The organism is Bacillus cereus group sp. BfR-BA-01356 (assembly GCF_022663635.1).
GTDB lineage: Bacteria > Bacillota > Bacilli > Bacillales > Bacillaceae_G > Bacillus_A > Bacillus_A cereus.
In genome coordinates, this window is the sequence record NZ_JAKUFX010000058.1 from 20,710 (window position 1) to 32,316 (window position 11,607).

The following is an 11,607-nucleotide window of genomic DNA, read 5'->3' on the forward strand; positions in this document are numbered from 1 at the left end:
TTGTCTCCCAATTATATGAGATTAAAATCTAAACGATTAAAACTAATGAAATAGATCTTTTTAATTACATACTTAATGTATTTTTTAATGTCCAATATTTTTCTCCATTAGCTTCAAAAGAGAATTCTACCCATCCATTCGGATCTTCACGATAAATAAAGATGGTTGTTCCAGGAGTTACTGTACCAACTTTATTCTCCTCGACAGCTACATCTGGTCTACTTTTAATTTTTAAATTAAATGGATAAGGTACCTGGTAGTAAGCAGCTGATGATACAACATTTGAGCTTGAACCGTCTGCATACATTTTATATGGAATTTCATTCGATAACGCGTCGACATCTAATGTTTCAGGATTCTTTGGTAATTCTTTGGTAATTTTTTTGCATATGTATAGTCTTCTACATGAAACGGTTTAATACGTTCCATAATACCCGCAATTTTCTTAGCCCAGCCTTTATCTGATGCATATTTCACATTCATGCCAGTTAATGTTGGGCCGTTATAATACATACCACTTTCTTCTAAATATCTTTCTCGTACATAATTAGCGTTATAAGCAATGCTATCCCCGTAGCTTGGTAAATATTTTGCATATTTAAACGGATCTCCATCATATGCACGTAGACCAAATAGATTATGTTTTTGATATGCGATTTCTGATTTTCCGTATCCAGATTCTAAAATCGCATGCGCTGCTAAATAATGAGCACTCACGCCATATTGATTTTGCGCATTGATAAAATCTTGCCCATGTCCAACTAAAGGACTATCCGAGTGATATTTCGCAATAAAACTATCAATCTCTTGAGCTGTAATTTTCGAAGCCACTGTTAAATTTAAATCTTCATATGAGGTAGCAGTAATAACCTCTTTTTCATCGTTTAAATTTTGTTGTAACATATCTGTTTTTGCAGTAAGTTGAGCAGCTTCAGCACGTGTTATAAATCTATTTGGTTGCCAACCGTTCTCGGTACCATTAGAGATTTTTAAATCTATTAAAATATTGGCATATTTTTCTCCCCAATGCCCTTTTAAATCTTCAAATCTAACCTGATCATTATGATTTGGTGTGCTTTGTAGTTTATATGTATTTACTAGCATCGTAGCCATAGCAGCACGAGTTACTTTTCCGGATGGATTAAAGATTCCATTACCTTCCCCTTTAACAATCCCAGCTTTTTCAGCAGCAGCAATATAAGGAGTAGCCCAGTGGTTTTGTGAATCTGTAAAAGATGGTTTTGCATTAGGATCAATTTGTATACCTAAAACTTTTGTCATAATTTTTGTAGCCGAAGCTCTGTCTAATGAGTCATTTGAACCAAAAGTTCCATCTGGATAACCATTTAATACCTGTTTATCAACTAAATAATTAACGGATTTATCAGCCCATGTAGGAACATCAGGGAATTTATGAGTATCTGCTAAAATATTAGAAGAATAGGATAATATAGCTCCTGCAAGGATACCTGTTGCAATTAATTTGTGCTTCATTAAAATAAACACCTCTACCATTGTATTTATCAAATTGAGATTTTCTATTTTTATATTTACATGTTTGTAATAAGAATGAAATCGTATTATCCCCCATTCAATTTGATGTAACGAGTATAGTTACTTATATGCACAAGCGTCAATGAATGCCTTTTACAAAAATGTATAATATTTACATATACTTGAATTTCCCGGATCTTATAATCGACTTATGCATATGGTAGATTTAATAGTTAAATTTCTTTTCGATAGTGTAAGTTTCTTGAATTTAATTATTTTTTACTCTATTAGATATAGGAGCATCTTATTAGATTATTTAGGCCCCCACTTCCGAATCCCATACTTCAATAAATTCAAAACCTTTTAATTCACTTTGTTCAATAAGAGCCTTCAACTCGTCTGAAATAAAGACAACCGTCGGATGAATTTTTCCATTTATGTAAACTTTAAAAATCATTTCATTTTGAACTATATTAAAATCAAATTCGAACTTTTCACAACCTACTATAAGGCCTGTAATTATTTTTTTAAAGATTGCTTTATCTCCATCAATTGCATCTAGTACATTCAAAACATGAACTAAATAATATTCCTCACTAATTGATTTGCTTACAAAAAGTAAGAATTCAACATTAGCACCTAATATAGACTTTAATAATTCTTTTGCCTTTTCACTAACCATCAAGGTACCAGTTTCTCCCCAAACATAGGACAGTCACTTTGTTTATCCCCCTTCTACACATTCAATAAAAATTTCTCCCCATAAATCAGAAAGTTTTATTGCCAAATCTTCATGCTTTTCCTCCTATATGCTATGTTATTTACTCAAGTTCCATTCCTTGGTTGATTTATGTTTATACTGCTCTCCAATAACCCATAACCCTATTCTGATTTTCTGAATTGCTGCAACAGCAGAGTTAGGGGCTATTTCAAACTCTTTCATTAATTTTTGTATTTCCACAGCTCTACTATCCTTCTAGGCTACAATATAATGTGCTTTATTATAAAATGAATGATTTTGTATGAAAGCTAAAATTCGCCTAAGTAAATCTAGTGATTTATTGGTATAATTAATATCGTATTCCATTTTATGGATCAATCAATCAATCAATCAATCAATCAATTAATATAAGGCTATGTTTTAAAACATATGAAAATACTGCTAATTTAATATTAAACATAATAAAATACATAGCCCTTTCTTTTTACTATTAAAAAACATATTGAAGTAAGGAGTTATATTATAATGGCAATCTTTCAAAGTAATGTTCAAAAAGCTGAACAAATTGCTACTCAAATGAGAGCAGCTTCTGACGCAATTCAAAATGCAACAGGTAAATCAATAACGCACGCAACACGTACAACTTTAATCGTGAATTCCAAAGCGCAGGAAGCAAACCAGCAAGCATTAGAATTAACTAGACAATTTCTTTCTGCCTTTCAGCAATCCATTGACAATATACAGTCTGTAGCAACAGAGTTTGAACGAATGGACAACGAATTACAGAAGAATTTTTAGCTTTTTTAAGAATTTTTCCTTTATCCCTTCTGTTAACTTATATATAAGCAAAAAGGTAGGCGGAAAAAATGAATCAAGAAATAGAACAAAAAATGAAGGTCTTGAGTCAAAATCTAATGAATCTATCCGAGGAACAATACCAAAATCAACGCGCAATACAAACACAAGAACAAGCAGAAGCAGACTTTCAAGAATTAAAAATACGCAGCCATCGCTTTTTTCATCGTATTTTAGAAACATGGCATGGTGATAAAGAACTCTTTCGCTTTTTTACCAATATACAATTAGAAACTCAACAAATTGAAAGAAGCCTTTCTTATAAATTAGAAGAACAAAAGGAAACATTAATTCAAGAGAAACAAAAATTATACAATCTAGAAAATGACCTCACTCATCAAAAACAAAAACTTGCTAGGGAGGCCAATTTATGAGTTTAAATATGTATCTTGGAGAGGTACAATCCCAAACAAACACTATGTATGCTTTTTGTACTGCTACTATACAAAGTATGGAGCAAGTAATCCAGTCTATCGACAGTTTTGTTGGTGATTCTGTCCTACAGGGTCAGACTTATGATAGTGCGAAAATGTATTTTGCAGAAACGTTTCTTCCTTTAGCACAGGGGATTATTTACCTATGTGAAGAATTACTCCATCAAAATGAATCTTTTCCTGCTGAGTTTCAATCAAGAGTCGCCTCAACAGATATAGTTGAACAAGAACTATTAGAACAAATCCGAGAGATTGACCGAATGATAGCAAGTATTGAAGTTACAAAACAAATTATGCCACTACCGGATATGGATGCAATGGTTAACCTATTTATTGAGATGCGCCGTAAAATCCAGGAAAAGTTAGAACATCTATATGAATTTAATCAAACATCTAGTAATAACTATGCTACCGCGATTCAATTAGCGGCTAGTATCGCTGCAGGCCTTGCTGAGGTTCAAAGTGGAAAAGGCTTCAGCCCTGCAAGCGGTACATTTAGTACACAAAGAATAAATATGGAATGGGCAGATTCTATTCATGAATATCTAGACAATAATATTCGATTAGATAATAGTATAAAAACAAATAATCTAATCGAATCTGGTATACTATTAAGTAGTTCTTCTGAAAAGAATATACTAGAAAAGTTTATAAAAGGGGTTTGGAATGGATCTGGAAAATTTATTGGCGATTTAGTAGAGACATACAATTCGTTAGACGATACAGTGACAAAGGAAAACCTAAAATATGCTGCAGGTCATCCTATAGAAACCGCTTATACCATGATAAATACTTTTTCAGACACTTTTATGAATGAATTTTGGCATGGCGATGCTGAAAGTCGTACACAATGGGGAACAAATATTTTTATGGAGTTTGGTTTAGGATGGATTGGAGATAAAGGAGCAGGCCAAATTGGAAAAGTAACTTCCCTTGGAGACTCTGTAAAGTTAACGAAATTTTCAGGTGATACACCTTATATTTCAAGCCACTTACCATTAAAAGATCGATTTGCTTTTGCCGGTACAAGCCCACTTAAAAGTGAAATTTCTCCGTCTAAAGATTTTTTTATAAGAATTAACAGTGGGGAAAGTAAATTAAGTAAATCTGGAAAAAACATAGGAAAAAGAAAGATTCCCCCCGCTGTAAAAAAAGTAGATGAATTAGGTGAGTATTACGAAGTAACTATAAAATTCGAAAATAATGTAAAATGGGGCAATGAATTTCGTGATATGAATTTACGTGATTTTGATCGTAAAGTGAAAAAATTACAAGATTTGAGTGATGCAAACTTATTACAAAAGACAAAACCTATTAGAGATCCTCAAGTTACAAAACAGTATCGAAAGGATGTTATAAAAAAGATTATTGAAATCTATTATCCAAAAGATAAAAAATTAGCAAAAGAATTAATCGATAAAGTAAAGTATGATATGGATCCAGATCACCGCTGGGATTTAGGCCTTAATGGAGAAGACGTTAGAAGTAACCTTCAATTCATGGATCAATTTACAAATAGACGAATTGGTGGAATTTTAGGAGTACAATTAAAAGATGCCCCTTATGGTTCGAGAGTGAAGATAAATATTGAGAGGGAGTAGAAAATGGACAAATCAGTATTAGAAAAAATAGAATTAATTAAAGACATTTTAGGTAATGACCCATTTAGTTTGCTGATTGGGGAAATAATAGAAATACAAGACAACTTTGACAAAAAATTAGAGGAAGGTGTTTTAAAAGATTATTATTTTATTATAGGAAAATACGAAATATTAAATGGCGGAGTAATAACTATATTTGGTCATGAAAAACTTGATAGTATTCAGTTTTATACCGATGATATGCCAGGTGGTACTAATAAATGGATATGTATAGGAAAAATAGAAAACTATCCATTATTTATTAATAAAATTAATGGTGAAGTTTCTTGTTTGTTTGGGGATTTAATTGATCAAAACTTTGTTATTGAATCCTATGGTAATTTGAATAATTTCTTACAACATTACTATTTAGGGAGAAAATATTGTGAATTAGGTAGTAAATTTGTTCAAGCTGGAGGAATTAGTGATACTGTAGGTAATAAAAATGATGATTGGTATCAACTACTAGAAGATAACAACTTATTATAATGCATTCTAGATATTTAGTAAAAAAAGCACACATAACTGAAGTGAATCCAAAATGTTAGACACATTATTTCATTAGACAGCTTCTTTGGCATGGATTCGGTATTGTACTGGACTTTCCTTAATTTTTTTATGATAATGGTATACTACCTCTACTTTGATAGTTAATTTAAAAGGAATAATATATATTTTATGTACTAAGTGAAACGCTGCTATTTAGCAGCGTTTCACTTGTATTTTTCATCAAAGTTCGGAATCGATGAACAGAAATTAGTAATTTTAAATTTCGCTGTCACTATTTCTTCCTGAGCGATTCCACTAATACTCAAAAGTTCTGTTCTTCTACCTTTAATATTTCCTTATTTACTGGACACTTTATTTTCCAGTTTTAATTCACTGTCACCCTTACCTGAGGATCATACATTTTATTTTCATTTGCAATAAACATAATACTTTTTCCTCAAACTTTTTCCTTAGCGTTTATTTCCCCTACCACATTATGCTACCAATGTATTTTTAATGAATCCTCAGTTTTAGAATCTTTCAAGAATTTTTATAACGTTTCTTAATCTCTATGAGGCTATTAAGAATAATGTTTGTTCCGCAGGTATATGGGTTAGATATTAAGCCATCAATATCTATAGAAAAATTTACACTATGACTCCCATTTTCTATATAATCATTCTTAACCACTATTAATGAATTTTGTTATGGAAATGTTGAAATTCGTACACAATGGAAAACTCATTCTTTTATTAATTTATTATTAGGTTTAGCTATTGATTAAGATGGCTTCTTGTCATCCCTTGTTCGAAGCCAATTCATCTCCCACCTACTCACTGGGCTGTGATCCTTCACGCTCCTTGAGGAAGGAGTCTTCTTGGCTAAAACGGTAAATTTTGTAAAGGATCTTTTGATAGATTACTTATTAGCTTACCTGAAGAAATCTCTTAGTTGTTGATTTGCTAACCTTTCTTGTTTACTATCAATCAATAAAAAAAGATTTTTTTGTTCAAGGGCTACTTTAAAATCTTAAGTTGATGGATGTGTGAACGTACCCCTACTAATATTCTTGCTTTTAAACCATTATTACTGTATTATATTTTCGTAGTAATATAAGGATTATGGTATATAAAAAAGGAATCAAATCTATCAGTAAGATTTAAATCCTTTTCCAAGGCAAAAAGATTTTGCCAAAATCTAATATAATTTATGCTTGTCTTTTTAATATGTATCTAGTAAAAACATATTTTTTATCAATAGAATTCTGTTTTCAATGATAGGAATTAGTGTTCTAAACAAGGAACCATACAAAGTGATCTGAAAAACCTAAGAGTTATTGTATGTAGTTTGCTCATCTCCCGGTACTACAATAAAAGAGCCTTACCTCTCTAGACAAGACTCTACTAGTTTAGTTGTATAATATTTACATGATAACTAAGAAACAGAAAACATATAACACCAAATAGCAGCACCCTATTATTCCTCCTACAGCTAATACCTGTTTAACCCAACTCTTAAATTTTTGATTACTGTAAATCGCTTGCACTCTTTCCATATTTCCTCCTATTAATGAGAACCCTTATAGACTCTCACCTTGCTATGGTAACATTAAATAATGGCTAATAGAGGCCTAATGTATAAATATGCAATATTGCATACATAAATGTATTGTTATAATTGTAAGCGCTTACTATAATAAGGTTATAAAGATTCACCACATCTTAATAAGAAAAAAGAGGAGCGAATAATATGGAAATCGCAATGGCAGTTTTAAAATTTATAGGTGGAGCAATCCCATTAATTCAAGAACTTCTAAAAGCATTTATGTAAATTCACTATTTAGCAATTATTTATAAAAATTATCATACAAATGATCTGTATATCAAAAATGAATTGATTTACAGATCATTTGCGTGAGCAAGTTCCCTTTAACATGATTAAGGGACTTTTTTAAGTTTTAAATACTTAAGGTTACGCCACATTAACATCAAGTTAGCAAAACAAATGGAATAGCATATTTTTCTTTTTGGGTCCTTAAAAACTTTAACTTCATGGTGATGGGGTAACAATTCTGATTTAGAGATAAGATCAGTTTATACAAAGATTACCCACCGATATGTGGAAGATAAAGAATACACTTGCGAAATTGAAACGATTGAATTAAAGGACTTGATGTTAGTGTGGTGAACAGAATATGAAAATCACTTAAAAAATCGTAATCTTCACAAAAAAATACCAGGACCCCCCCTCCTCTCCAGGGCAGTCTTGGTATTTTTTACGTTCACATACAAATTATTATTTGTATTGTTGCATGTGTTCTTTGTTAAATCCTATACGTCTACCTTACCATTGATAAGCAATGACTAATATCTCTCCTTTAATCGTACTGATTATCTATACCATGTTTTAAAGGAACTATCTTGACTAAAATGATAAAACAAGAAATTGAAATAAGCACCTTTTTTATTTTGTAAACTGTAAAGCTTCCATTTTATATGAACCAGAGTTAAGTTTAAAGGAATTAAATCGTGCGTTTTCTCTTTATTCAACCACTTAACTTACTAACACTTTTCATAAGATATTTACACACTGCATTTAGGTAAAGAAATACAGAAATGTGTTTTTTTCTTTGTACTATCTAAATTTATGCTCCCTCCATGTTTTTCTACTATATGCTTAGCGATAGTTAATCCAAGACCTGATCCCCCATTATTTTCTCGAGAATCATCTACTCGAACAAATGCATCAAAAATACTTTGTTTCATATCCTCAGGTATTCCAATTCCATTATCTATAATGTTTATATATACTTTGCTTTCATCCTCAATTAACGATACAAACACGGTCGTACCTGCCGTATTATACTGTAGAGCATTAGATATTATATTAGAGATAGCACGGTATAGTAACCTGTTGTTAATTGGAGCAATCACTTCTTTAGAGGGTATTTGATATTGAAGAATTAAGCGCTTCGCTTGAAATAAATCATAATATTCTACAAGCAATTCACGAATAAACTCAGATACATCAGTTGGATGTGCTTCAAAAGGGTAATCAGAATGCTCTAATTTAGACAGTTCAAAAATATCTTCAGTTAATACCGCAATGATTCGAATCTTATTATATATTACATTCAAAGTTCTTTCTCTTTCACCTTTTTCTGTAATGATCCCTAGTTGTAATGCTTCAACATAACCTTGAACGGTTGTAATTGGTGTCCTTAAATCATGAGACAAATCTACAAGCATCTTCTGCTTGGTTTCTTCCAACCTCTTCTTCTCTTTCTCTATTTTATCGAGTTTTTCCGACATAACATTAAACGAATGCTGTATTTGCATTAACTCAAAATATGTTTCATAGTTTAACCTTTTATCATATTTCCCACTAGCAATTTCCTCAAATCCAGTTGCTAGTTTATCCAATGGCCTGGTTATTTTCCTAGCAATTTGCCTACTAAATATATATACATTCATAGAGAAAAATACAAAAAATAAAACGATTGTAGAAAAAAATATCTTATAAAAAACATATACGTATTCCTCATTTTTATCAGAAAACGTATATTCATACTTTATTGCTTTTTTAGGAACCTTAACAAGACAATATAATGTTTCACCTTTTTCCGTTACAAATGTTGCTACAGATGAATAATAAGGAAGCTTATCATTATCAAAAAATAAAGTAGCAAATTCTCTTTGTGAATATGATAAAAGCTTATCCTTCTTTTCCCCTTTGGTATAGATAACTTGTAAATTTTCATTAAGAATTTCTACCCAACCACCGTATGTTTCTATTGATTCTGCATTAATAGTTTTAAAGTTTTCACGGACCACTTCACTTGCCTTTAAATTATTTAGCTTTCCTAGTTGCTTTTCTGTTTGATACATCAAAAATATAAATAAAATTATTACGGTAAAACCTATTGCTAGTGCAAATATAACGTAATTTTTAATTAAGATATATAAAACTTTATTTTTCATAAAGTTCTTCCTTCCTAGCAAATCTATACCCAAGTCCCCGGATTGTTTTTATATAAACTGGATTCTTAGGAGAATCCTCTAATTTCTCTCGTAGTCTACTAATATGAACCATAATTGTATTATCATCTGCACAGTAATAATCAGACCATACATTTTCAAAAATTTGTTTTTTAGTAAATATTCTCCCTGGTTCCTTCATAAAAAGTGTTAAGATTTTATATTCCGTAGCACTGAGAGTAATGGATTCGCTTGATTTATAGAGTGTACAAGAATGATGATCTAATACTAAATCACCCATATGAATTTGCTTCTCCGTACCTTCTACAGCCTTATCATTAAATTCATAGGACCTTCTAAGGTGAGCTTGAACTCTAGCTATAATTTCTAAAGCACTAAATGGCTTTGTAATGAAGTCATCTGCTCCAATCCCTAAACCGATAATTTTATCTACTTCTTGAGATTTGGCTGACAAAATAAGTATCGGAAATTGTAATGTCTCACGAATCTTTTTAATTAATTGATAACCATCCATTTTAGGCATCATAATATCAACAATAGCTAAATCAATATGATTTTCTTCTAGACACTTTAAGGCAACTTCGCCATTTGAAGCCTCTACAACAAAAAAATTTTCCATTTCTAAAAAAAGCTTTAAAAGATCAATAATATCTTTGTCATCATCAACAATTAATATATTTTTTTTCATACTCTCCCTCGCATCGGTCAGAATTTTCAAAAAATCCATTTAAGGTTATTGTAAGGTAAATGAAAGTGACATGAAAGACTAACCGTTTAATATACAGGTATGAATTAAAAAAGGAGGCATTATCACATGAAAAAACTTGTTGGAATTGCGTTAGCAGCTACCATTGGAATTGGAGGTTTAGGAACTTTTGCTACTACTAAAACTCACGCTGCAGTAAACAATCCAGAATCAACAAAATCGGTTTATCAAGTATCTGATGTGCAAGGTGAATTTATGCACATTAAAGTGGGGAAACCTTGGTCAATGACGCCAAGCGGAAAACAATACAAATATGTCTTATTTAGTGAAAACAAAATTTATGTAAACCCTAAAACTGGTGTAGTAACAGCATATGAAGAAGGAGCAGCTGAAGGCAGAGTACTCGATAAAAATGGAAATGTTGTTGCTATTTGGTATATCACAGCTTTTAAATAGTGAAGGGTTAATTTTACAAGGTCGAAAAGAGCATCTTTAAGTTTATTATGAGAGTAGTAAAAGAATTTCAATACTTGTAATTACCCTAAAATAAAAAAGCTTATCTTTTAACACGTAATGATAAGCTTTTTTATTATTTTTTCATTTTTTGTTTTCGGAAGTATTTCTTTAAGTTGATAGTAATGCGGTGCTATTCCATCACTATCTACAACTTTATAGTATCCCAAAACGGAAACAACGGGTTGCATTTATATAATTAGGTTTTGGAGAATTGATCATTTTGTTTAGAGATACTTTACGATTTTAACTTGAATGACATATAGTGTTATTTTTAGCATTCTAAATAATCGGGTTCAATGTATTTTTCTGTTTCAGGAGAGCTTTTAATTTCTATAGGATATTTCTTAAAAGCTACAACAGTAATCCTATTTTCTTGAACTAAACTTCTGGATTCATTTATAGAAGAGAAACCTGTTCGCGTTAAAAAATTGTATAAAGAGGATTTTGTCATCCAAAAACTAGTAACGTTATCTAATGATGCCCATTTTGATTGTAAACGTTCTTCTATTGATGAATTAGCAGAGTGTTCTAGCATTGTATGTCCCTTATATTCATAATTTTTATAAAGTACTGATACATTAGGAGTAGAAGTGATATGAGTATCAATTATTACAAACCTTTTGCATACTTCATACACTTTTTCTAAAAAGACCTGCGGTAGTATGTCAACTGAAAAATAATATCTTTTGAAGTTATCAAAGGACAAATTGCTTAAAAAAGACATCACGAAACTAGACCAGTATTTTATGTAAAA

At 31.0% G+C, this 11,607-nt stretch carries 8 protein-coding genes and 4 pseudogenes; 6 read left to right on the forward strand and 6 right to left on the reverse strand.

Annotation, left to right across the window (positions count from 1 at the left end; all coding sequences use genetic code 11):
- Positions 1–64: 64 nt before the first annotated feature.
- From MR168_RS18745 to MR168_RS18755, 3 genes and pseudogenes are all read right to left on the reverse strand, one after another.
- Positions 65–1,494 (reverse strand): annotated as a pseudogene (locus MR168_RS18745) (S-layer homology domain-containing protein).
- A 316-nt stretch (positions 1,495–1,810) separates the two neighbouring features.
- Positions 1,811–2,269 (reverse strand): annotated as a pseudogene (locus MR168_RS18750) (imm11 family protein); the annotation flags it as partial.
- A 42-nt stretch (positions 2,270–2,311) separates the two neighbouring features.
- Entirely contained in the window at positions 2,312–2,455 is a 144-nt protein-coding gene (locus MR168_RS18755) for a hypothetical protein (RefSeq protein ID WP_153579156.1), read from the reverse strand.
- Between the two features lie 285 nt (positions 2,456–2,740).
- On the opposite strand from MR168_RS18755, the gene MR168_RS18760 reads away from it, so the two are divergent.
- From MR168_RS18760 to MR168_RS18780, 5 genes and pseudogenes are all read left to right on the forward strand, one after another.
- Positions 2,741–3,013 (forward strand): TIGR04197 family type VII secretion effector, encoded by a 273-nt coding sequence (locus MR168_RS18760; RefSeq protein WP_025689740.1) that lies wholly within the window; start codon positions 2,741–2,743, stop codon positions 3,011–3,013.
- 68 nt (positions 3,014–3,081) lie between these two features.
- The gene (locus MR168_RS18765) at positions 3,082–3,444 is read left to right on the forward strand and encodes a DUF3958 family protein (RefSeq protein ID WP_001070984.1); all 363 of its coding nucleotides are present in this window, start codon (positions 3,082–3,084) and stop codon (positions 3,442–3,444) included.
- Positions 3,441–5,105 carry a T7SS effector LXG polymorphic toxin gene (locus MR168_RS18770; protein WP_088362542.1) on the forward strand — a complete coding sequence of 555 codons (1,665 nt, stop codon included), beginning with the start codon at positions 3,441–3,443 and terminating at the stop codon, positions 5,103–5,105. The genes MR168_RS18765 and MR168_RS18770 overlap by 4 nt, the downstream gene beginning before the upstream one ends.
- A gap of 3 nt (positions 5,106–5,108) precedes the next feature.
- Positions 5,109–5,633: a hypothetical protein gene (locus tag MR168_RS18775; protein WP_088362543.1), complete on the forward strand. Its 525-nt coding sequence runs from the start codon at positions 5,109–5,111 to the stop codon at positions 5,631–5,633.
- 1,643 nt (positions 5,634–7,276) lie between these two features.
- Positions 7,277–7,463: pseudogene (locus MR168_RS18780) on the forward strand (hypothetical protein).
- Positions 7,464–8,215: 752 nt separating this feature from the next.
- On the opposite strand, the gene MR168_RS18785 reads toward MR168_RS18780, so the two are convergent.
- Together MR168_RS18785 and MR168_RS18790 are read right to left on the reverse strand one after the other, a co-directional pair.
- Positions 8,216–9,613 carry a sensor histidine kinase gene (locus MR168_RS18785; protein WP_153579157.1) on the reverse strand — a complete coding sequence of 466 codons (1,398 nt, stop codon included), beginning with the start codon at positions 9,611–9,613 and terminating at the stop codon, positions 8,216–8,218.
- Positions 9,603–10,319, reverse strand: coding sequence for a response regulator transcription factor (locus MR168_RS18790; protein ID WP_047387920.1), 717 nt, complete (start codon positions 10,317–10,319; stop codon positions 9,603–9,605). The genes MR168_RS18785 and MR168_RS18790 overlap by 11 nt, the downstream gene beginning before the upstream one ends.
- Positions 10,320–10,445: 126 nt before the next feature.
- Between MR168_RS18790 and MR168_RS18795 the strand changes: the two genes are divergently transcribed.
- Positions 10,446–10,793, forward strand: a complete 348-nt coding sequence (locus MR168_RS18795; RefSeq protein ID WP_000737458.1) for a hypothetical protein — start codon at positions 10,446–10,448, stop codon at positions 10,791–10,793.
- Positions 10,794–11,124: 331 nt separating this feature from the next.
- On the opposite strand, the pseudogene MR168_RS18800 reads toward MR168_RS18795, so the two are convergent.
- Positions 11,125–11,607 (reverse strand): annotated as a pseudogene (locus MR168_RS18800) (hypothetical protein); the annotation flags it as partial.

Coding starts and splice junctions, on each gene's coding strand:
- MR168_RS18760 (WP_025689740.1), top strand. CDS start 2,741: ATGGCAATCTTTCAAAGTAATGTTCAAAAAGCTGAACAAATTGCTACT.
- MR168_RS18765 (WP_001070984.1), top strand. CDS start 3,082: ATGAATCAAGAAATAGAACAAAAAATGAAGGTCTTGAGTCAAAATCTA.
- MR168_RS18770 (WP_088362542.1), top strand. CDS start 3,441: ATGAGTTTAAATATGTATCTTGGAGAGGTACAATCCCAAACAAACACT.
- MR168_RS18775 (WP_088362543.1), top strand. CDS start 5,109: ATGGACAAATCAGTATTAGAAAAAATAGAATTAATTAAAGACATTTTA.
- MR168_RS18785 (WP_153579157.1), bottom strand. CDS start 9,613: ATGAAAAATAAAGTTTTATATATCTTAATTAAAAATTACGTTATATTT.
- MR168_RS18790 (WP_047387920.1), bottom strand. CDS start 10,319: ATGAAAAAAAATATATTAATTGTTGATGATGACAAAGATATTATTGAT.
- MR168_RS18795 (WP_000737458.1), top strand. CDS start 10,446: ATGAAAAAACTTGTTGGAATTGCGTTAGCAGCTACCATTGGAATTGGA.